Genomic DNA, 21,702 nt, shown 5'->3' on the forward strand with positions numbered 1-21,702 from the left:
CCGAAAGCTAGCCCCGCTAGCTGTCCAGCCCCGAGGCCGGATTGTGGACAGGCCTCTGACCTGGGGATTCAGGTCGCGTCTCATCCTCCGAGCGGCTATGATTCGTACATGTGTTCGACCCGTCCGGATGACGCCCTCGCGGACCTCGAGGCCGCGTTGGATCGGTTGGCCGCCGAGGACATGACGTCGATGTTCGGGCCGCAGGTCCTCGATCGGACGAGGCGGCTGCTGCGCGCGCAGAACCGGCTCGACGCGCAGGTCGCCCGCGCGGTCCGCGAAGGCGAGCTCACCCAGGCCCCGGCGCACGACGGGCTGACGTCCATGCAGTCCTGGCTCCGCGGCCACGCCCGCCTGTCCCCCTCGGCCGCCGCCCGGCTCGTCCGCACCGGCCGGGCACTGGAGCGCCTGCCGGCCGTGGCCGCCGCGTTCGCCGGCGGCCGGATCACCGCCGAGCAGGTCGCCGTCATCGCCCCGGTCACCCGCGACGAGCACCGGGCCGCGGCCGCCGCCCACGACGTCGACGTCGCCGCGGTCGACGCGACTCTGGCCGACGTCGCTGCCACGCGACCGCACCGCGAGCTGACCCAGGTGGTGCACCACTACCTCGAGCGGCTCGACCCCGACGGTCCCGAACCCGACCCGACGGAGAGCCGATCGTTGACGATCTCGCGGCACGCCGACGGCAGCGTGAGCGGCCGCTTCGAGCTCGACGCGGTCGGCGGGGAGAGGGTGCAGGCCGCGCTGGAGTCGATCGTGCAGGCCAACCGGCCGGCCGGTGACACCCGCATTCGCGGCCAGCAGTTGGCGGATGCACTGGTGCAGACCTGCGACAACGCGCTGGCCTCCGGCGCACTGCCGATCCTGCGCACGGTCAAGCCGCACGTCATCGTCACCATCCCGCTGGCCGACCTCGTCGACCCGCACCCGGGCCTCGGCACCGCCTCCACCGGATTCGGGGCCACCATCTCCGCCGCCCGCGCCCGGATGCTTGCCTGCGACGGCTCGATCACGCGCGTCGTGCTCGGGCCCGAATCCCAGCCGCTGGAGATGGGCCGCACCCACCGGGTCGTCCCGCCCCACCTACGGCGGGCCACCGAGACCCGCGACCGGCACTGCGTCTTCGCCGGCTGCCTGGCACCCAGCTACTGGTGCGACGTCCACCATCTCCTGCACTGGATCGACGGCGGTGAGACCGACCTGGACAACAGCGCGCTGCTCTGCGAGCAGCACCACACGAAGGTCCACCACGGGTTCCGGGTGGAACGACAACCCGACGGCTGCTGGCGCACCTGGCGGCCCGACGGCACCGAGATCCTTCTCCACCCCCACCTGCTCGCCGCCTGAGTCGCTACTGCCGGTGACCTGCGGCACCGTTTGCTGATCACGGCGGCCGGGGAGGTGGAGTCGGTGCCCCCTGCTCCCCCCGTGGACAGCTCCGTGGACGACCCGGCCGGGAACTCGGCGTCGGACCGCACGCGCCGCATCCGCGCGGTCGCCCGCGACCTCCTCGGCTTCACCGAGTTCCGGCCGGGCCAGGAACAGGCGATGCAGTCGGCGGTCGCCGGCCGCGACACGCTCGCCGTCCTCCCGTCCGGTGCGGGGAAGACCGCCATCTACCAGGTCGCCGGCCAGCTGCTCGACGGACCGGTGGTGGTCGTGTCGCCGCTGATCGCGCTGCAGCGCGACCAGGTCGAGCGGTTGGCGGAGATCGAGGACCGCGCCGGCCGGGCCGCCCAGCTGAACTCCAGCATGTCGGCCGGTGACCAGCGGGAGGTCCTGGAGGCACTCGGGGACGGAACGGTCCGCTTCGTCTTCCTCGCCCCCGAGCAACTCACCAAGCCCGAGGTCGTGGAGGCCGCGCGCGAGGCGGGCCCGGCGCTGTTCGTCGTCGACGAGGCGCACTGCGTCTCCGCGTGGGGCCACGACTTCCGGCCCGACTACCTGCGGCTGGGCGGTGTCATCGAGCAGCTGGGGCACCCGACGGTGCTCGCGCTCACGGCCACCGCCGCGCCGCCGGTCCGGGCCGAGATCGTCGAACGGCTGGAGATGCGCGACGCGCAGGTCGTCGTCGCCGGCTTCGACCGACCCGAGATCCGGCTGGAGGTCGACCACTACGCCGACGCCTACGGCAAGCAGCACGGGGTGCTCGACCGGGTCCTCGCCGAGATCGGCGAGGGCCGCGGTCCCGGCATCGTCTACAGCGCCACCCGCCGGGGCACCGAGGAGATCGCCGAGCAGCTGGCCGATCGCGGACTCCGCGTCCGGCCGTACCACGCGGGCCTGCCCAGGGCCGAGCGCGAGGACACCCAGCGCGCCTGGATGGACGACGAACTGGACGTGGTCGTCGCGACCACCGCGTTCGGCATGGGCATCGACAAGCCCGGCACCCGGTTCGTCGTCCATGCCGAGCCCGCGGACTCCGTCGACAGCTACTACCAGGAGATCGGCCGGGCCGGGCGCGACGGGAAGCCGGCGCTCGCCGTGCTGGTCTACCGGCAGGAGGACCTCGGCATCCGCCGGTTCTTCGCCGCCGGCACCCCGGCGGAAGAGGAGCTCCAGCAGGTCGCCGGGCTGGTGCAGGCCGCCGCCGCGGCCGGCATCGACGAGGGCGTGGACGTGAAGGACCTGCGGGAGGAGACCGGCCGCGCGGCCACCCCGCTGGCGCGGGACCTCAACCTGCTCGAGCAGGTCGAGGCCGTCGTCCTGGACGAGGAGGGCGCAGCCCACCCGGCCGAGGGCGCCCCGACCCCCGGCGAGGCCGCGGCGGCCGCCCGGGAGCTGGCCGAGCACCACGAGCGGGTGGACCAGAGCCGGGTCGAGATGATGCGCGGCTACGCCGAGACCACGACCTGCCGCCGCCAGTTCCTCCTCGGCTACTTCGGCGAGCAGCTCGACGAGCCGTGCGGCAACTGCGACAGCGACACCTGCTCCGGCACCCCCGAGGAGCGCGCGGCGGCCGCCGAGGCCCGCGCGCACACGCCGTTCCCGGTCGAGACGGCCGTCGAGCACACCGAGTGGGGGCCGGGCGTGGTCATGCGGGTCGAGGACGACCGCCTGGTCGTGCTCTTCGACGAAGTCGGCTACAAGACGCTCGGCATCGCCGCCGTCGTCGAGCACGGCCTGCTGCGGGCGCGCACCCCGGCCTGATCCGATCTCGGTTCGGCACCGGTCGCTGCGCGGGCGCCTCGACACATCGCGCGCCACCCGTTCGGGCGACGCGCCGTTAACAGGGGGCCCAAGCGGGGTATTTCGTTCCGGAACCGCCGCAACATGGCGGCAGAACGAATGTCTGGGAGGACACCATGGCCGCATCCGCGGGCAACACCGGCACTACCCGGGGCAAGACCTGGCCCGAGCTGCTGGCACTCGCATTCGGTGCCATCTACACGCTGATCGGGATCATCGGGTTCTTCATCACCGGCTTCGACAACTTCTTCGAGCACACCGGCGAGACGCTGCTGGGCTTCGAGATCAACGGGATGCACAACGTCGTCCACATCCTGATCGGTGTCGCCGGTCTGGTCCTCGCCCGGACGCTGGCCGGCGCGCGCACCTACGGCTGGCTGCTCGCCATCGGCTACGGCGCCGCCTTCGTCTACGGCCTGTTCGCCGTCGGCGAGGACTGGGACTTCCTCAGCCTCAACGCTGCGGACAACGTCCTGCACATCGTCACCGCCGTCGTCGGCCTGGTGATCGCGCTGGCCCCCGTCCGGACCGGCGACCGCACGCGCGCCTGATCGCGCTCCGGTAACCGCCTGACAGAGAGCCGGGTGCCGTCGTCCCTCGAGGGGCGGCGGCGCCCGGCTCTCGGCGTCTTCCCCGGTGCGCCGTCGCGGAGCACACTCGCGGGCAACGGCGGGGAGGCCGAGCAGCGGCCGGCGTCCGCCCGCTCCCCGAGGGGCTGCCATGGACGACGACCCGGTCCTGCGCTCCCTGGAAGCCGACCTCGAACGGGACGACCCCGCCCTCGCGGCGTTCCTCAGCGTCGGGTCGCCTACCCCACGCAGGCATTCACGGACGTGGGTGCTGCTGGCACTGCCGCTGCTGGTGCCGGCCCTGCTGCTCCCGGAGCGGGTGACCTTCGGGGTGGTCGCGACGCTGCTGATCCTCGGCTCGCCGTTGTTCGTCTGCTGGCTGTGCGCCTCGCGGGAAGGTCTGGCCGGCCCGCCCGCCTGACCGCCACGGAACCCGGCCGGCCGGCCCCACCCCCGATGCGACGCCGGTCACGTTCGCCGTTACGTTGCCGACATGGACTTCGCGCTCTCCGCCAAAGCCGAGGACGTCACCGGCCGCATGTGGGACTTCATGCGTGAGCATGTCTTCCCGGCCGAGCCGGTCTACGAGGAGTGGCGCGCCGCCCGCGGCCACGACAACCACGAGCACCCGCCGGTGCTGGAGGAGCTGAAGGCCGAGGCGCGCAAGCGCGACCTGTGGAACCTCTTCCACCACGAGCTGGCGGGGCTGTCCAACCTCGAGTACGCCTCGGTCGCCGAGATCACCGGGTGGTCGCCGACGATCGCCCCGGAGGCGATCAACTGCGGCGCCCCGGACACCGGCAACATGGAGACGCTCATGTTGTTCGGCACCGACGAGCAGAAGCAGCGGTGGCTGCAGCCCCTCCTCGAGGGCGAGATCCGGTCCGGTTTCGCGATGACGGAGCCCGACGTCGCGTCGTCCGACGCGCGCAACATCCAGACGTCGATCGTCCGCGACGGCGACGACTACGTGATCAACGGCCGCAAGTGGTGGACCAGCGGGGCTGCCGACGAGCGCTGCCAGATCTTCATCGTCATGGGGAAGACCGACCCGGACGGCGCACCGCACAACCAGCAGTCGATGGTGCTCGTGCCCCGGGACACCCCCGGCCTGGAGATCATCCGGCACCTGCCGGTCTTCGGGTACCAGGACCAGCACGGACACTCGGAGCTCCGCTTCACCGACGTCCGGGTGCCGAAGACCAACATCCTCTCCGGCGAGGGCGACGGCTTCATGATCGCCCAGGCCCGGCTCGGCCCCGGCCGGATCCACCACTGCATGCGCGCCATCGGCATGGCCGAGCGCGCGCTGGCGCTCATGGTCGAGCGGGCCAAGGCACGCGTCGCCTTTGGCCGCCCCCTGGCCGAGCAGGGCACCGTGCGCGAGTCCATCGCCGAGTCGCGGATCGAGATCGACCAGGCCCGCCTGCTGGTGCTCAAGACCGCCGACCTGATCGACAAGTTCGGCGCCAAGGGCGCCCGCACCGAGATCTCCTCGATCAAGGTCGCCGCACCGCGGGTGGCGCTGAACGTCATCGACCGCGCGATCCAGGTGCACGGCGGCGCCGGTGTCAGCAACGACACGGTGCTGGCCCGCTTCTACGCCAGCGCCCGGACGCTGCGCATCGTCGACGGCCCCGACGCGGTGCACATCCGCGGTGTCGCCAAGGAGGAGCTGGCGCGGGAGCGCCCGTACAGCGCCTGACGACAGCCCCCTCCTCCCCACCGGCTGCATCGGCGGCCCAGCGGAACTCCCTCGATCACGATCCGGTCACGGTGGCGTTCGTTCCCGGGTGGTCGCGGCGTCATAGGGGTGACGACGGGGGGGATCCAGTGGGAGCCAAGGACGAGGCCGCCTTCGAGGCGTTCGTCGCCGCGCGGTCCGGTGACCTGCTGCGCACCGCCGTGCTGCTCACGCGGGACCGCGGCCACGCCGAGGACCTCCTGCAGACCGCGCTGGTGAAGGCCTATCGCCGGTGGAACCGGATCGGCGGCGACCCCTACCCCTACGTCCGGCGCGTGCTCGTGACCACCGCCGCCAGCTGGCGGCGGCTGCGCACCACGCAGGAGATCGTCGCCCTGCCGGCGCACGAGTACGCCACCCCCGACGGAACCGATGTCGTCGACGAGCGTCAACGGATGACCGACGTCCTCGCCACTCTTCCGCCGCGGATGCGTGCGGTGCTCGTCCTCCGCTACACCGAGGACCTCAGCGAGGCCGACACCGCCGAACTCCTGGGGTGCTCGGTGCACACGGTCCGCAGTCAGACCGTCCGCGGGCTGGCCCGGCTCCGCGCCCTGCTCGGCGCCGGCGCGCCGTCCATCGTCCTCGAGGAGTGCTGACGTGACGATCTCCGACACCGAGCTCGAGGCCGGTCTGCGCTCGCTGCGCGCCCGAGCCGACGAGATCCCGCCGCCTCCGTCCGACCTGGCCCGGCGCACCCGCGAGCGGTACCGGGCGCAGCGCCGCTCCCGGGCCGCCCTCGCCGCCGGTGGACTGGTGGCGCTGGTCGTGCTCGTCGGCGTGCCGGTCGCCGCCTCGACGATCCTCACGGGCGAGGGCCAGACGGCGACCCCGTCGGGCCACACCTCCACGCCGGCCACCCGGACCGGGCTCTACGGCCTCCCCACTCGCGGCGACCTGGCCGACGACGAGGAGTGGCTGGCTGCCGTGACCGCGCTGGACTGGGGGCCCGTCGACACGTCGTTGCTCCCCGCGGGCATGGAGGTGCCGGATCCGTCCGTCGGTTCTCGCCGCGTCGCCTTCGCCGGCGACGTGGCGAGCGGGCGGGTGGCCCTGGTTCTCGGCATGGACGGGCGCAACCTCGGCTTCGCCTGGTTCCTCGGGCCAGAGGACGCCGAACCGGACGAGATGGCGCTGGCCACGATGCCCGGTGTCGTCGGCGCCGACGGCTTCCTGGGGCTGGTCGACGCACCGAGCCCGGACGCGTTGGAGCAGAGCCTGATCGTCGTGGCGACGCCGGGGGACACCATGACGTGGAAGGGGCCGTCCATCGTGTCCGCCTCGGGCGAGGTCGACGAGCAGACCGTTCCACTCGACCTCGACGACGGCATCGGCACGCACGAGGTCTCGGTGCCCTTCACGTGGGACGTGGACGTGCGGGGGCCCGGCAACCAGCGCCGGGGCGGCTCGCTCACCGACAGCGACCGGAGCAGGCCGGGTGGTTCTGCGCAGGGGATCCCGGCGGACGTCGCAATCGCCGATCCTCGCGGGCTGGCCACCATGACCGTGCGCGACAACGCCGCGTACATCGCCAGGTCGGTGCTGGACGAGTACGCCCTCGGCGCCGCGGACGCGCAGCCCACCCTGCTCGCCGCCGGCCCGCTGGGGGTACGTGGTGACATGTTCGGGGAGCTCTACGGCCTGACCCACCTGTCGGGAGCCACCGAGGTCTGGCTGACGACCTACGTGCCCTCGCGGCCGGACTCCGGCTTCCAGATCTCCCGATTCCCACCCGCTCCGGTCGGGCAGGCGCTGATGGACCGCGTGATCGCCGTGAGCGCCGAGTCGTGCCTGCTGGTCAGTGCACCCGAGGGGGTCCAGGCCCAGGTGCTGGACCGGGCGGGGGTCGTGCTGACGACCATCCCGCTCACGCAGGGCGCCGGAGCCGGGCCGATGAACGACCCGAACGCTTCGAAGGTCCGCGTCCTCGACGCCGCCGGGAGCGTCGTCGGCGAAGGACCCGTCACCAGGGCCGGCGAGTGACCGAGCCCGCATCGCTGACGGCGATGCGTCAGCTGGTCGCGGAGGCCCGGCTCCGGCGGACCCTCGATCCCCGGCGGTTCCCGCCGCGACCGGCCCGTGACCCCGGCCGGTCAGCCCCGGGTGGCGCGCCGCAGCAGGAAGGCGCCGACGACGGCCAGGACGACGCCGAGGACGAGCTGTCCGACGCCGACGCCGGACTGGTCACTGGCGAACCACGAGACCGACGACACCAGGAGGACGACGGCGACGCCGAGGACGAGCAACCCGACCAGGCGCTCGCGGCGGGCGTCACGGGAGCCGGGAGGAACGGGGGCTGACATGCCCGCCAGCCTGCCAGCCGCTCAGAACCGGTGGAGCAGCAGGATCTCCTCGCGGTCGTCGCCCGGCGCGACCCTGATGGCCCCTGCGACGCGGCCTACCTCGGTGTAGCCCAGGCCCCGGTAGAAGGCGTCGACCCCCGTGCCGCCCCGCGCGGTCAGCTGCAGGAACTCCCAGCCCCGGGTGCGGGCGATGTCGTGCACACCGCCCATCAGCACGCGCCCCAGGCCGTGGCCCTGACGCGAGGGGTGCACCTGCACGCGCAGCACCGTCGCCCAGTGCCGGCGCAGTGGACTCGAGGAACCGACGAGTGCGGCGAACCCCGCCGTCGCACCGTCGACGGTCAGCACGGCGAGGACGTCGCGCCCGGAGTGCACGCCCTCGAGCAGGCGGTCCAGCACCGGGGCGACGTCGTCCCGGGTGACCGGGGGGACGAAACCGACGGCCCCACCGGCGTTGGACACGTCGGTCCAGCAGGCCAGCAGCTCACCGCGGAGGACGTCGTCGACGGCGGAGACGGCTCGGACCTCGGCATCGGGCACGCCGACCATGCTCCCGCGCGCGTCGCGGGCCGCTGCCGGGACCCCCGCCCCGACGCACCGCGCACGACCTCCTGGCGCGTCGGAGCCGGGCGGTCCTAGCGTTCTGCCATGACAGACCTTGCCGGAAGCCCCACGGCACAGGACCTGAGAGACCGGACGGGCTACGACCCGCTCTTCCTCGGCCCCGGCGTGCCGATGCCCGCTGTCACCACCGACGCGGCGACCGTGATGCTGCCCTACCTCCACTACTCCGTCGTGTTCCGTCCCGACCGGCGCTTCGCGGCACTGACCGCCCTCGACCTGGACGGCGCCCGGCTGAAGAGCCTCGACCGCGCCGACGCCTGGCAGCTCGATCCGCGGTTGGCCGCCGAGCTCCAGGCCGGCCCCCCGGTCTACGCCCACAACGACCTCGACCGCGGGCACCTGGTGATGCGCGCGTCGTCGATGTGGGGGGACACCGAGGACGAGGCGCGCAGGGCCGAGGCCGACACCTTCTACTTCACCAACGCCGCACCGCAGGCTGCGATGTTCAACCAGGGCCGGCAGCTGTGGCTGGGGCTGGAGGAGTACCTGCAGGAGCACGCGGCGACCTTCGACCGGAAGCTGGCCGTCTTCGCCGGTCCGGTCCTCGACCCCGATGACCCGCCCTACCGGGGGATCCAGATCCCGCTGCGGTTCTGGAAGGTCGTGGCCTTCGTGCAGGACGGCGCGCTGGCCGCCACCGGGTACATCCTCGACCAGACGCCGCTGGTGGACGACCTCGACGCGGCGCTCGCCGCGGCCGAGGCGGCGGGCGCCCTGCCTCCGCTGGGCGCGTTCCGCACGTTCCAGGTGCCGATCGCCGACATCGCCGTCCTGGCCGGCCTGGATCTCGACCAGCTGATCCTGGTGGACCGGCTCGGGGCGGCGGTGACCGGCGAGACACCACCACCTCCCGGGCGGGCGTCCTCGACCTGGCTGGAGCTGAGCTCGCTGGACGATCTGGTGCTGGCGGGCTGAGCCACTTGTCAGGCAAGTAGTTACTTGCCTATGGTCTCCCCGTGGGCGATGTGTTCAAAGCCCTCGCGGACCCGACCCGGCGCGCCATCCTCGACGAACTCCAGGAGCGGGACGACCAGACCCTGTTCGAGCTGTGCTCCCGGCTGATCAGCCGGCACGGGCTCAGCTCCAGCAGGCAGGCGGTCTCCCAGCACCTCGAGGTCCTGGAGGCGGCCGGCCTGGTCACCACCCGCCGCGAGGGTCGCTACAAGTTCCACTCCTTGGACACCTCGCCGCTGAAGACCATCACCGACCGGTGGCGGGTCGACCCCTAGGGAGGCACATCATGCGGATCAACCTGGCCAGCGTCCTCGTCGACGACCAGGAGCGGGCGCTGCGGTTCTACACCGACGTGCTCGGCTTCGTGAAGAAGACCGAGGTGCCGCTCGGCGAGCACCGGTGGCTGACCGTCGTCTCGCCCGAGGACCCGGACGGCGTCGAGCTCGTGCTGGAACCGAGCGACCATCCCGCCGTCGGGCCCTTCAAGAACGCCCTCGTGGCCGACGGCATCCCGTTCACCTCGTTCGCCGTGGACGACGTCCACAAGGAGTACGAGCGGCTGAAGGGGCTGGGCGTCACCTTCACCCAGGAGCCGACGGCGATGGGCCCGGTGACCACCGCCGTCCTCGACGACACCTGCGGGAACCTGATCCAGATCGCCGCCATGTGAGCGCCGGAGGGGGCTGACCGCACGGCCCGGGAGTCCTAGGTTCACGGTCGTGGACTCTGCGGTCTCGGTCTCCGGGCTGGTCAAGACGTTCGGTGCCACCCGCGCCCTCGACGGCCTGGACCTGGAGATCGCCACCGGCGAGGTGCACGGCTTCCTCGGTCCCAACGGATCGGGGAAGTCGACCACCATCCGGGTGCTCCTCGGCCTCCTGCGCCCCGACTCGGGCACCGTCCGGCTGCTCGACGGCGATCCCTGGCACGACGCCGTCGCCCTGCACCGCCGGCTGGCGTACGTACCCGGCGATGTGACCCTCTGGCCCCAGATCAGCGGCGGGGAGGCCATCGACCTGCTCGGCCGGCTCCGCGGCGGCCTGGACCCGGCCCGCCGCGCCGACCTGCTCGAGCGCTTCGACCTCGACCCGACCAAGAAGGCCCGCAGCTACTCGAAGGGCAACCGGCAGAAGGTCGCCCTGGTGGCAGCCCTGGCCTCCGACGCCGAGCTGCTGATCCCCGACGAGCCGACGTCGGGTCTCGACCCACTCATGGAGGCGGTCTTCCAGGAGAACATCCGCGAGGTCCGCGCCCAGGGCCGCACGGTGCTGCTGTCGAGCCACATCCTGGCCGAGGCCGAGGCGCTCTGTGACCGCGTGAGCATCATCCGGCACGGTCGCACCGAGCAGAGCGGCAGCCTGAGCGAGCTGCGCCACCTCACCCGGACCTCGATCGCGGCCGAGACCGCCCGCCCGGTCACGGGTCTCGACTCGCTGCCCGGGGTGCACGATGCGGCGATCCGGGACGGCCGGGTGCGCTTCGACGTCGACACCGACCATCTGGACGGCGTCCTCCGGCACCTCGCGGCCTTCGGCGTCCGGTCGCTGAACAGCGCGCCGCCCACCCTGGAGGAGCTCTTCCTGCGCCACTACGGCGACGAGCTGGCCGAGGACGGCGTGCGGCTCGCGGGCACGGACCGGTGAGCACGGCCCGTCCCACGCTGGCCGGTACTGGCGCACTGGTCCGCTTCGCGCTGCGCCGCGACCGGCTGCGGCTGCCGCTCTGGATCGCGCTCGGCGCCGGACTGGTCGCCTCCCAGTCGGTCTCCAGCCAGACGCTCTACGACTCCCCCGCCGCCCTCGTGGCCTACCGGGATTCGGTCGGGAGCAACGCGGCCACCATCGCGTTCGCGGGGCCACCCGTGGGCCTCTCCACCGTGGCCGGCGCGGTCGCCTTCGAGATCTCCGCGTCGGTCATGCTCGCCGCCGCCCTCATGGCGATGTTCACGACCGGCCGGCACACCCGCGCCGACGAGGAGGCCGGCCGCACGGAGCTGATCCGTGCCGGCCGCGTCGGCCGGCACGCACCCCTGATCGCCGCGGTGCTCGTGTCGGCACTGGCGTGCGTCGCGATGGCGCTCGCGATCGGCCTGGTGGGCACCGCGACCGGGCTGCCGACGGGCGGATCGTTCCTGCTGGGCGCCTCGGTGGGCGCCTGCGGTCTCGTCTTCACCGGCATCGCCGCCGTCGCCGCCCAGGTGACGGAGTCCACGCGTTCGGCGTACGGGATCGTCGGAGCCGTCTTCGGCGTCGCCTTCGTCCTCCGGGCTGTGGGCGACATCAACGGCAGCTGGCTCGTCTGGGCCTCGCCGGTCGGCTGGGCGCAGGCCGTGCACCCGTTCTCCGACGACCGTGTGCTTCCCCTGCTGCTCTGCCTGGTCGCGACCGCCGGTCTGGTCGCCGCGGCGATGACGCTGCTCGACCACCGCGACCTGGGCTCCGGGCTGCTGCCGGCGCGGCCGGGGCCGCCCCGGGCGGGCCCGCTGCTCGGCTCCCCGCTGGGGCTCGCGATCCGGCTGCAGCGCGCCGCGCTCATCGCCTGGGCGGTGAGCCTCGCACTGCTGGGTGCGGTGTACGGCGGGGTGGGGGACGCCGTCGAGACCCTGTTCGCCGACAACCCCCAGGCGCAGGTCTTCTTCCCCGGCGCCTCGTCCGCGGGCCTCGTCGAGGCCTACCTGGCCACCATCTTCTCCATCAACGCCCTGCTGGCCGCGGCCTACGCCGTCTCCTCGGTGCTGCGCGCACGGGCGGAGGAGTCGGCGGGCCGGGCCGAGTCCGTCCTGGCGACGGCGACCTCCCGCGGGGCATGGCTGGGCAGCCACGTGACCGTGGCGCTGCTGGGGTCGGCGCTCCTCGTCGTCCTCTCGGGTGCCGCGACCGCGCTGGTCCGGGGCCTGTCGAGCGGCGATCTCGGCTCGTTCGGCCGGCTCTTCGCCGCGTCGCTGGCCTACGTGCCGGCCGTCTGGGCGGTCGCCGCCCTGGCCGTCGCCCTCGTCGGGCTGGCCCCCCGGATCGCGACGGGGGCGGCCTGGGGCGGCGTTGCCTACGTCGTCGTGGTGGCCATGGTGGCCCAGGCGCTGGACTGGCCGGGCTGGGTGGGCGACCTGTCCCCGTTCGCGTGGACGCCCCTGGTGCCGATCGAGGCGTGGACGCTGCCGGTGGCCGTGGGTCTGGGCGCCGTCGTCCTCGTGTTGCTGGCCGTGGGATTCGGCGCCTTCCGCCACCGGGACCTCAGCACCGGCTGAGGTCAGCCGTTCTTGGTCGGCGGCTCGCCCTCGGCCAGGGCATCCTGAGCCTGGGCCGGGTCGTAGGCGCAGGCGTCGCCGACGTCGGCTGCCGGGTTCGGTGACGCCGGCGCGCCAGCGCCCGTGGTGGGCGCGGCGGATCCGCTGCCGTTGGCGGCGCCGGACGAGGGAGTGGCGGGCGCGGGCGCCAGCGCCTCCTGCACGATCTGGCGCATCTGGTCGTAGTCCGGATACGCCGGGTCGATCAGGGTCGAGTCGAAGACGACGCTGCGGGTGGTCGCGTCCTTGACGAGGAAGGCGACGTCCACGAAGTCGTCCAGAGCGGACCGGGGGATGTCGGTGCTGACGATGTCCTGGGTGGTCGCCGCGAGCTCCTGGTACTTCGCGAGCAGCCGCACCGGGTTCGCCGCCTGGATGATCGAGTCGATCGTGCAGCGCTGCCGGGCCATCCGGTCGTAGTCGGTGAGACCGAACCGGCCGCGGGCAAACGCGAGGGCCGTGGGGCCGTCCATGTGCTGGTTCGGCCCGGGCGCGATGTAGGCGTCGGGCAGGGAGCCGGTCGACGGCTCGCCCCCCACCGGCACGTAGTAGTTGACGTTGACCGTGATGCCACCGAGGGCGTCGACCAGGCTGCTGAACCCGTCGAGGTTCACCAGCACGTAGTAGTCGATGGTCAGGCCCAGCGCCTCACCGACGCCGAGCTTGAGGAAGTCCGCGCCGGGGTTGTCGGTGGGCCCGAGGATGTCGGGGTACTCCGCCGGGCCGTTGCGGTAGACGGCGTTGAGCAGGCTCTCGCTCTCGTCGCCCGCCTCGAAGCCGTCGGGATACACCTCGGCCAGCGGGCTGTCGGCCGGGAACGGCAGGTTCTCCAGGTTGCGCGGCAGGCTGAACAGGATCGTGTCGCCGGTGGCGGTGTCGATGCTCGCGACGATGACGGTGTCGGTGCGCACGCCGTCGCGGCCCTCCCCGCCGTCGCCGCCGAGCAGCAGGACGTTGACCCGCTCCTTGTCCCCGAACGGGTCCGGGGTGTCGATGACGGTGGCGGACCTGCCGTTGTCGTCGAAGACCTCGGCGATCAGGTCGCGCTGGGTCATCGCCAGCCGTCCCGCGAGCACCGCCGGGGCGGCGACGGCCGCGACGAGCAGCAGGACGACGACGGCGCCGAGAAGGTGCCGGCCGCGGCCCACCCGCGGCGGCAGCAGCATCCGGTAACCGGCGACGACGACCACGATCCACAGCAACGCGACCAGCGCGATCGTGCCGACGACCCAGAGCAGGGCGCCGGTGTCGACCGCGGTGCGGACCGCCGTCCGTCGTCCGCCGGTGGCCAGCCAGACCCCGCCGCCGACGAGCAGGAGGAACAGCAGGAGCGTGATCGCGCCCAGGACGCGGCGGCCCGCGGCGAGGAACGCCGTCCCCGGGACGACCGCCCCGAGCACCGTCCAGCCGAGCGCGGAACCGAAACTCCGCTCTGCCCGGCGCCGTCCGCGGCCCGGCGAATGCACCGTGGCACCCCCCGCAGAAGGCGCGCCGGAAGTCGCGCTCACGCGGGATCCGTCGCTCGGCGCCACAAGGTCATCCGGCCATGATCGCACCGAGCAGCGGCCTGGGCGTCGGCTGGACGGTTGCTCCCCGCCCCCTGGGGACCGCGGGACTCGCCGGAAACAGCCGCGATCCGACGCTGGATGAGGGGTGAACGAGGGTGGTTCGGGGCACCTGTTCTGGATACCGACCGATGCTTACGGCGGCGTAGGTTACGCAGGCGTAGGTCGCTTCACCCTCCGGAGGTCACGATGCCCCAGACACCCCCGCAGGCAGCGGTGCTGACCGAGCTCGAGCCGGTGGTCGCCGAGAACCTCGAGCGGCACATCACGGTGGCCAAGGAGTGGCACCCGCACGACTACGTCCCGTGGGACGAGGGCCGCAACTTCGCCTTCCTCGGCGGGGAGGACTGGTCGCCCGACCAGTCGCGGTTGGACGACACGGCGAAGGCCGCGATGTTCGTCAACCTGCTCACCGAGGACAACCTGCCCAGCTACCACCGGGAGATCGCCACCCGGTTCGGCCGGGACGGCGCGTGGGGTCAGTGGGTGGGCCGCTGGACGGCGGAGGAGGGGCGGCACGGCGTCGCCCTGCGCGACTACCTCGTCGTCACCCGGGGCGTCGACCCGGTCGAGCTCGAGCGTGCCCGGATGGACTACATGACCACCGGCTACGACTCCGGCGACAAGACCCCGCTGGAGGCCGTCGCCTACGTGTCGTTCCAGGAGCTGGCCACCCGGGTCTCCCACCGGAACACGGGCAAGGCGACCGGCGACCCGATCGCGGAGAAGCTGCTGGCCCGCATCGCCACCGACGAGAACCTGCACATGATCTTCTACCGGAACCTCGTCACCGCGGCCTTCGACATCAACCCCGACGAGATGATGCGGGCGGTGGCCAACGAGGTGATGAACTTCGAGATGCCCGGCGCCAACATGGCGAACTTCCGCAAGAACTCGATCATCATCGCCAAGGCCGGCATCTACGACCCGCGTCTGCACTTCGACGAGGTCGTCAGCCCCATCCTGCGCACCTGGAAGGTGTTCGACCGCACCGACTTCGGCCCCGAGGGGGAGAAGGCGCGCGACGAGCTGGCGGAGTTCCTCGCCGCCCTCGACGTCCAGGCGACGAAGTTCGTCGACAACCGGGAGCGGATCCGCGCACGGATCGCGGCCCGTGGCGAGATCCCCGTCCAGGTCTGAAGGCCCCTGACCGGGACTGTCGGTCGATCCGAGCGGGGCCCGGAGGGTCCCCGAGGAACGACGGGACCGCTGGGGCTCGACGCAGGTCGAGGGCCCCCTGGCCGCGGTGTCGGCCGGTAGGCCGACAATGTCTCAGTGCGCCTGGCCACCTGGAACGTGAACTCGATCCGCAGCCGAGCCGACCGGGTGGCCGCCTGGCTGGAGCGCAGCGACGTCGACGTCGTCGCGCTGCAGGAGACCAAGTGCCGCGACGACCAGTTCCCCGAGATGATGTTCAACGCCATCGGGTACGAGGTCGCCCACGTCGGCCACTCGCAGTGGAACGGGGTCGCGATCCTGTCCCGGGTCGGCATCGAGGACGTCGAGATCGGCTTCCCGGGGATGCCGTCCTGGTCGTCGAAGGAGGGTCTGGACCCGGCACCCGAGGCGCGGGCCCTCGGCGCCACGTGCGGGGGCGTGCGGGTGTGGAGTCTCTACGTGCCGAACGGCCGCACCCTGGCCGACCCGCATCTGCAGTACAAGCTCCAGTGGCTCGAGGCTCTGCGGACGACGGCCGCGGACTGGCTGGCCGCGGACCCGGCGGCCCAGGTCGCCCTGGTCGGCGACTGGAACATCGCCCCGGAGAACGACGACGTCTGGGACATCACCGTCTTCTCGCACTCGACGCACGTCTCCCCGCCCGAGCGAGCGGCGTTCCGCGGCGTCGTCGAGGCTGGCTACGCCGACGTCGTCCGTCCGTACACCCCCGGACCGGGCGTCTACACCTACTGGGACTACACGCAGCTGCGCTTCCCCCGTCGGGAGGGCATGCGGATCGACTTCGTGCTCGGCTCGCCTGCCCTCCAGGCCCGGGTGACCGGTGCCCGCATCGACCGCGAGGAGCGGAAGGGCAAGGGCGCCAGCGACCACGCGCCCGTCATCGTGGAACTGGCCTGACGACTCCGGCAGGCCCTGAAGGGGGCCTTACACTGGCGTCCCGTGCTCGTCCTGCTGCCGCCCTCGGAGACCAAGGCGCCCGGCGGCGACGGTCCCCCGCTGGACCTCACCACCCTGTCCGCACCCGAGCTCACGCCGGTGCGCACCGAGCTCGCCGAGACGCTGGTCGAGCTGGCCGGTGACGTCCCGGCCGCCCGCACGGCACTGGGCCTGACCGCGCGTCAGGACGACGAGATCGCGCGCAACGCCGTGCTCTGGAACAGCCCGACGCTCCCGGCCCTGCGGCGCTACACCGGCGTGCTCTACGACGCCCTGGACATCGGCTCCATGACGCGGGCCCAGCGGGCTCGGGCCGGACGGCGGCTGTCGGTCGGGTCCGCGCTGTTCGGGCTGGTCCGCGGTGAGGACCGGATCCCGGCCTACCGGCTGTCCGCCGGCTCGGCGCTGCCCGGCCTCCCCACGCTCCGCGCGATCTGGCGCCCGGCGCTCTCCCCGGTGCTCGCCGCCGTCGACGAACTCGTCGTCGACCTGCGCAGCGGTTCCTATGCCGCGCTCGCCCCGGTGCCGGGCGCGGTCACGGTCGAGGTGCTCAGCGAGCGCCCGGACGGCACTCGGTCGGTGGTCAGCCATTTCAACAAGGCGCACAAGGGCCGGGTGGCCCGGTTGCTGGCCACGACGACCGGCGAACCGGCCGACGTGGTGCGACTCAGGAGCCTGCTGAGGCGCGCCGGGTTGCACGTGGAACAGAACGGCGGCAGGGGGCTGGTCCTCGTCGTCCCTGCTCCCTGACTCCCTGACCGACCAGGATGGGAGTGACCTGCGTCCGGTTGGTTGCGCGCAACCGACCGGACGTGACATAACTGACGCGAGCGTGCGGACTCCAGAGGCGGGGCCGGGGCGTCACTGCATCCCTGACAGAGCGCGGGGCAGAAGGGCTTCGGTGGAGATCTCCACAGATCTGTCCGTGACCGATCGCCGTCATCCCGGCGAACGGGCGGCCGCAGCGCTGATCGCCGATCCGGAGCGGCTGGCGGAGGCCCGGCGGTTGCTGCCGACCCACGGCGACGCGCACGCGCTGGACCGGTTGGCCGAGCTCGCCGCGCGACTTCTGGGCACCACGGCGAGCCAGGTCGCGCTGCTGACCGACGTCCAGTTCCTGGCCGCGGGCGGCGGTCTGCCCCCAGGCCTGGTGGGCGGCGAGAGCCCGCTCAGCGAGTCGCTGTGCACGGTCACCGCGGCCGGCACCGGGGTGCTCGCCGTCACCGATGCGCGCCACGACCCACGGGTACGCGACCTGCCACCGGTGGTCTCCGGCCAGGTCGGCGCCTACCTCGGCGTTCCCCTGGCCGGGCGGAACGGCCAGGTGATCGGCGCCCTCTGCGTGTTCGACCCCGACCCTCGCGACTGGTCCGACACCGACATCGCGACCGTCCGTCAACTGGCCGAGTCGTCGGTCACGCAGCTCGAGCTCTCGGCAACGGTCCGCGAGTACGAGAGCGACCGGATGCGCTGGGGGCTGGCGATCGACTCGGCCGGCATCGGCACGTTCGACCTGGACGTGGTCACCGGGCGACTCACCTGGGACGACCGCCTGCTCACCATGTTCGGCTACGAGGACACGGCGTTCGAGGAGACCATCGACGCGTTCAACGCGCGGGTGCACCCCGACGACGTCCCGAGGGTGACCGAGGCCATGGCGGCCTGCATCGACACCTGCGGGGAGTTCGAGGCGCAGTACCGCATCATCCGCCTCGACGGCGAGACCCGGTGGGTGCACGCCCGGGGGCGGGCGATCGCCGATGCCGGCGGCCGCGCCGTCCGGTTCCTCGGCGCGGCCTACGACACCACCGGCGAGCGCGAGGGGGCGGCGCGCGTCACCCGGGTGCTGGAGGCGATGCCGGCGGGCTTCTACAGCCTGGACCGCGAATGGCGGTTCACCCATGTCAACGCCGAGGCGGAACGGCTGCTCGGCCGCACGCGGGAGCAACTCCTCGGGCGCGTGCTCTGGGACGACTGGCCCGCGGCGATCAACAGCATCTTCGAGGACAGCTACCGCACCGCCGTCCGGACCGGCGTGCCCGTCTCCTTCGACGCGTACTACCCCGCCCCGCTGGACGGCTGGTTCGAGCTGCGGGCCTGGCCGAGCCCCGACGGGTTGTCGGTGTACTTCACCGAGGTCACCGAGCGCCGCCGGATGCAGGATCAGGCCGAGCGTTCGGCACGCCGGCTGGCGGTCCTGGCCCAGGTGAGCGCCGAGCTGGCCGGCACCCTGGATGCACCCACTGCCGCGGCCCACCTGCCCCGACTCGTCGTCCCCACCCTCGCGGACTTCGCGGTCGTCACCCTGGTCGATCCGGACGGGCGCCCTCGCGACGTCGGCTCGTGGCACTCCGACCCGGCGTCCCGGCGCCTGCTCGAGCGATACGCCTCCGTTCGGCTGGAGTCCATGCCTGCCGTCTCACCGGTGGCCCGGGCCCTGATCAGCGGCGAGCCGATCCGCGAGCACGGCCGCACCGTGATCAGACTGCTCCCGTCCGGCGAGGCCCAGGACCTGCTCAGCCTCCTGGGGCCCGATTCGGCTGTCGTGCTCCCGATGCGCGGTCGCGGCCGCATCCTGGGCCTGCTCACCCTCTACTTCGCTCCCGGGTCGACGGTCGTCGACGAGGACCTCGCGACGGCACAGGACGTCGCCGACCGCGCCGGCCTGGCGCTGGACAACGCCCGCCTCTACAACGCTCAGCAGCAGCTCGCCGAGGGGCTGCAGCGCAGCCTGCTCACCGAGCCGCCTCAGCCCGACCACGGCGAGATCGCCGTCCGCTACCTGCCCGCGGCCGAGGCCGCGCGGGTGGGCGGCGACTGGTACGACGCCTTCCTGCAGCCCGGCGGCGCCACGATGCTCGTGATCGGCGACGTCGTCGGCCACGACACCGAGGCGGCCGCCGCCATGGGCCAGCTGCGCGGGCTGCTCCGAGGGATCGCGACCTACAGCGACGCGGGGCCGGCCGAGGTGCTCCGCGGGCTCGACACGTCCATGACGACGCTGCAGACCACGACCCTGGCCACCGCCGCCGTCGCGCGCTTCGAGCAGACACCCGAGGAGCGCGAGCGGGGCATCACCCGGATGCGGTGGGCAAACGCGGGCCACCTGCCGCCGCTGGTGGTCAACCCGGACGGGAGTGTCGCCGAGCTCGCCTCGTGGCGGGGTGATCTGCTCCTGGGCGTCGACCACGAGACCCAGCGCCGGGAATCGGTGGTCACCCTCGACCGCGGAGCGACCGTGCTGCTCTACACCGACGGACTCGTGGAGCGGCGCGACGCCGATCTGGACGCCGGCCTGGTGCGGCTCCGGGACACGTTGATCGAGCTCGCCGACCGGCCGCTGGAGGAGCTGCTCGACGAGGTGCTCGAGCGGCTCGTGCAGGGCCGCCCGGAGGACGACGTCGCGCTCGTCGCCGTCCGGCTGCACCGGCAGGACCTGCCCCGGCCCGCGGAAGCCGGGCCGAACGACGTGCCACCCACCGTGCCGGACGAGCCCGCGACCACCTGAGACCTTGTTCCGATGTGCGGTTCGGCCCCCTGCGGGGTCCGGGCGCGAGCGTGCGAGCGGCGGGGGCAGGGGGACCTTCCTCAGGTGCGGTCGCGGCGGACCGTGGCCTTGCGTCCCTTGATCATGGTGGCGCGCAGCGCCTGGACGACCTCGTCGGCCGCTGACTCCGGCACCTCCACCAGCGCGAACCGCTGGTGGATCTCGATCGAGCCGATGTCGCGGCCCTTGAGGCCGGTCTCCCCGGTGATCGCCCCGACGAGATCGCCCGGGCGGATCCCGGCGTCCCGGCCCGCGCCGACGAACACGCGGGCGGCCGCGCCGCCCGTGACCCGCCGCGGCGGCCGGTCGTCCCGGCTGCCGGCGCTGCGGCCGGCGGGCCCGCGTCCGCCGTCCTTGTCCTGCCGGAAGGCGACCTGCGGGATCTCCTCGTCGTCGTCGGAGCCTCCCCCGGCCTCGTGTGCGAGCTTCACCGCGGCCAGGGCGACCTCCATGAGGTCGAACTCGTCGGTGAGGGTCTCGACGACTCCGCGGAACCGGTCGAGGTCGTCGGTCAGCAGGCTCTCGCGGAGCGCAGCCTGGGTGAGCTGCAGTCGCCGGTTCCGCAGATCGGCCACGGTCGGCACCGTCTGGACGGCGATGGGCGCACCGGCGACCCGCTCGATCGTCTTGAGCATCCGGTGCTCGCGCGGCTCGGCCAGGGTGATCGCGACGCCCTCGCGGCCCGCGCGGCCGACCCGGCCGATGCGGTGCACATAGGACTCGGGCGCCGAGGGGACGTCGTAGTTGACGACGTGCGTGAGCTGCTCGATGTCCAGGCCGCGCGCGGCGACGTCGGTGGCGACCAGCAGCTCCGCGATCCCGCCGCGGACTCGGCCCATCACCCGGTCGCGCTGCTCCTGGCTCATGCCGCCGTGCAGGGCCTCGGCGCGGTAGCCGCGGCCGTTGAGGGTCTCGGTGAGGGAGTCGACCTCCTCGCGGGTGCGGCAGAAGACGATCGCCGCGGCGGGCGCCTCGATGTCGAGGATCCGGCCGAGCGCTGCGGGCTTCGCCCCCCGGGGGACGACGTAGGCGGTCTGCCGGACCCGGGGCGCCTCCCCGGCGACCGCCTTCTCGCGGCCGATGGCGATGCGGACCGGGTCGTTGAGGTGCCGGCGGGCGAGGGAATCCAGCCGCCGCGGCATGGTCGCGGAGAACAGCACGGTCTGCCGGGTGTCCGGTGTCTCGCCGAGGATCGCCTCGAGGTCCTCGGCGAAGCCCATGTCGAGCATCTCGTCGGCTTCGTCGAGGACGACGGTGGCGACGTCCCCGAGCCGCAGGCTGCCGCGGTTCAGCAGGTCCAGGGCCCGGCCGGGAGTCGCGACGACGACGTCGACGCCGGACTCCAGGCTGCGCAGCTGGCGGACGATCGGGGCGCCCCCGTAGACCGGGAGCACCCGGGCGCCGAGGTCCTTGCCGTAGCGGTGCAGCGCCTCCGACACCTGGACGGCGAGCTCGCGGGTCGGCACGAGGACCAGCGCGATCGGTGCGCGCTCGGACCGGTGCGCGGTCAGCTGCTGGAGGATCGGCAGCGCGAACGCAGCCGTCTTGCCGGTGCCGGTGGCCGCCTGTCCCAGCAGGTCGCGCCCGGCCACCAGCGGCGGGATCGCCTCCTGCTGGATCGGTGTCGGCTCCTCGTACCCGAGGGCGGACAGCGCCTGCAGCAGCTCCGGCCGCAGACCGAGACCGTCGAAAGTGGCGCCCTGCTCGTCGTCGTCCATCGGGGTCATCGTTCCCCGGCCGCCCCTGCCGCGCGCGGCCGGGGGCTATCGGCGGGCGGGGGAAAGCGCGGTGGGGCGGGCGGGGGAAAGCATG

At 72.9% G+C, this 21,702-nt stretch carries 20 protein-coding genes; 16 read left to right on the top strand and 4 right to left on the bottom strand.

From position 1 onward, the window contains the following. Positions 1-108: 108 nt before the first annotated feature. The 7 genes from E4P38_RS11645 (at position 109) to E4P38_RS11675 (ending at position 7,482) form a co-directional block, all read left to right on the top strand. Positions 109-1,344, top strand: coding sequence for an HNH endonuclease signature motif containing protein (locus E4P38_RS11645; RefSeq protein ID WP_135131977.1), 1,236 nt, complete (start codon positions 109-111; stop codon positions 1,342-1,344). An 81-nt stretch (positions 1,345-1,425) separates the two neighbouring features. After that, a complete protein-coding gene (locus E4P38_RS11650) occupies positions 1,426-3,147 on the top strand; it encodes an ATP-dependent DNA helicase RecQ (protein ID WP_135131978.1) in 1,722 nt (573 codons plus the stop codon). A gap of 155 nt (positions 3,148-3,302) precedes the next feature. Then, complete coding sequence (locus E4P38_RS11655; protein ID WP_135131979.1) at positions 3,303-3,737, top strand: DUF4383 domain-containing protein; 435 nt, start codon at positions 3,303-3,305, stop codon at positions 3,735-3,737. A gap of 169 nt (positions 3,738-3,906) precedes the next feature. Continuing rightward, entirely contained in the window at positions 3,907-4,176 is a 270-nt protein-coding gene (locus E4P38_RS11660; RefSeq protein ID WP_135131980.1) for a DUF3040 domain-containing protein, read from the top strand. A 72-nt stretch (positions 4,177-4,248) separates the two neighbouring features. Then, the gene (locus tag E4P38_RS11665; RefSeq protein WP_135131981.1) at positions 4,249-5,460 is read left to right on the top strand and encodes an acyl-CoA dehydrogenase family protein; all 1,212 of its coding nucleotides are present in this window, start codon (positions 4,249-4,251) and stop codon (positions 5,458-5,460) included. 128 nt (positions 5,461-5,588) lie between these two features. Further along, positions 5,589-6,098: a SigE family RNA polymerase sigma factor gene (locus E4P38_RS11670; RefSeq protein WP_135131982.1), complete on the top strand. Its 510-nt coding sequence runs from the start codon at positions 5,589-5,591 to the stop codon at positions 6,096-6,098. 1 nt (position 6,099) lies between these two features. Continuing rightward, positions 6,100-7,482: a hypothetical protein gene (locus tag E4P38_RS11675; RefSeq protein WP_135131983.1), complete on the top strand. Its 1,383-nt coding sequence runs from the start codon at positions 6,100-6,102 to the stop codon at positions 7,480-7,482. Between the two features lie 110 nt (positions 7,483-7,592). On the opposite strand, the gene E4P38_RS11680 is transcribed toward E4P38_RS11675, so the two are convergent. Further along, complete coding sequence (locus E4P38_RS11680) at positions 7,593-7,802, bottom strand: hypothetical protein (protein WP_135131984.1); 210 nt, start codon at positions 7,800-7,802, stop codon at positions 7,593-7,595. 21 nt (positions 7,803-7,823) lie between these two features. Beyond that, on the bottom strand, positions 7,824-8,342 hold the full coding sequence (locus tag E4P38_RS11685) for a GNAT family N-acetyltransferase (protein WP_209309066.1): 519 nt from the start codon (positions 8,340-8,342) through the stop codon (positions 7,824-7,826). A gap of 108 nt (positions 8,343-8,450) precedes the next feature. Here E4P38_RS11685 and E4P38_RS11690 point away from each other — a divergent pair, with 108 nt between their 5' ends. The 5 genes from E4P38_RS11690 to E4P38_RS11710 are packed head-to-tail and all read left to right on the top strand — an operon-like array spanning position 8,451 to position 12,624. Then, positions 8,451-9,341 (top strand): DNA/RNA non-specific endonuclease, encoded by an 891-nt coding sequence (locus E4P38_RS11690; RefSeq protein WP_135131986.1) that lies wholly within the window; start codon positions 8,451-8,453, stop codon positions 9,339-9,341. Between the two features lie 41 nt (positions 9,342-9,382). Next, positions 9,383-9,655, top strand: coding sequence for a metalloregulator ArsR/SmtB family transcription factor (locus E4P38_RS11695; protein ID WP_135131987.1), 273 nt, complete (start codon positions 9,383-9,385; stop codon positions 9,653-9,655). A gap of 11 nt (positions 9,656-9,666) precedes the next feature. Further along, positions 9,667-10,050 (top strand): VOC family protein, encoded by a 384-nt coding sequence (locus tag E4P38_RS11700; protein ID WP_135131988.1) that lies wholly within the window; start codon positions 9,667-9,669, stop codon positions 10,048-10,050. A gap of 49 nt (positions 10,051-10,099) precedes the next feature. Next, a complete protein-coding gene (locus E4P38_RS11705) occupies positions 10,100-11,023 on the top strand; it encodes an ABC transporter ATP-binding protein (RefSeq protein ID WP_135131989.1) in 924 nt (307 codons plus the stop codon). Then, positions 11,020-12,624 carry an ABC transporter permease gene (locus E4P38_RS11710; RefSeq protein WP_135131990.1) on the top strand — a complete coding sequence of 535 codons (1,605 nt, stop codon included), beginning with the start codon at positions 11,020-11,022 and terminating at the stop codon, positions 12,622-12,624. The genes E4P38_RS11705 and E4P38_RS11710 overlap by 4 nt, the downstream gene beginning before the upstream one ends. 2 nt (positions 12,625-12,626) lie before the next feature. Here E4P38_RS11710 and E4P38_RS11715 read toward each other — a convergent pair whose 3' ends face one another. Next, a complete protein-coding gene (locus tag E4P38_RS11715) occupies positions 12,627-14,129 on the bottom strand; it encodes an LCP family protein (protein ID WP_245160963.1) in 1,503 nt (500 codons plus the stop codon). Between the two features lie 288 nt (positions 14,130-14,417). Between E4P38_RS11715 and E4P38_RS11720 the strand changes: the two genes are divergently transcribed. The 4 genes from E4P38_RS11720 to E4P38_RS11735 all read left to right on the top strand — a co-directional run bounded on the left by E4P38_RS11720 (position 14,418) and on the right by E4P38_RS11735 (position 19,851). Further along, positions 14,418-15,368, top strand: coding sequence for an acyl-ACP desaturase (locus tag E4P38_RS11720; protein ID WP_135131992.1), 951 nt, complete (start codon positions 14,418-14,420; stop codon positions 15,366-15,368). 135 nt (positions 15,369-15,503) lie between these two features. Then, on the top strand, positions 15,504-16,304 hold the full coding sequence (locus tag E4P38_RS11725; RefSeq protein WP_135131993.1) for an exodeoxyribonuclease III: 801 nt from the start codon (positions 15,504-15,506) through the stop codon (positions 16,302-16,304). A 42-nt stretch (positions 16,305-16,346) separates the two neighbouring features. Then, positions 16,347-17,093, top strand: a complete 747-nt coding sequence (gene yaaA, locus E4P38_RS11730) for a peroxide stress protein YaaA (protein WP_135131994.1) — start codon at positions 16,347-16,349, stop codon at positions 17,091-17,093. Between the two features lie 175 nt (positions 17,094-17,268). Further along, positions 17,269-19,851 carry a SpoIIE family protein phosphatase gene (locus E4P38_RS11735; RefSeq protein ID WP_245160964.1) on the top strand — a complete coding sequence of 861 codons (2,583 nt, stop codon included), beginning with the start codon at positions 17,269-17,271 and terminating at the stop codon, positions 19,849-19,851. Between the two features lie 80 nt (positions 19,852-19,931). Here the strand turns inward: E4P38_RS11735 and E4P38_RS11740 are convergent, their stop codons facing one another. Further along, positions 19,932-21,608 (bottom strand): DEAD/DEAH box helicase, encoded by a 1,677-nt coding sequence (locus E4P38_RS11740; protein WP_209309067.1) that lies wholly within the window; start codon positions 21,606-21,608, stop codon positions 19,932-19,934. Positions 21,609-21,702: the final 94 nt, after the last annotated feature.

Origin of the sequence: Blastococcus sp. CT_GayMR16, assembly GCF_004570875.1 — a bacterium.
Lineage (GTDB): Bacteria > Actinomycetota > Actinomycetes > Mycobacteriales > Geodermatophilaceae > Blastococcus_B.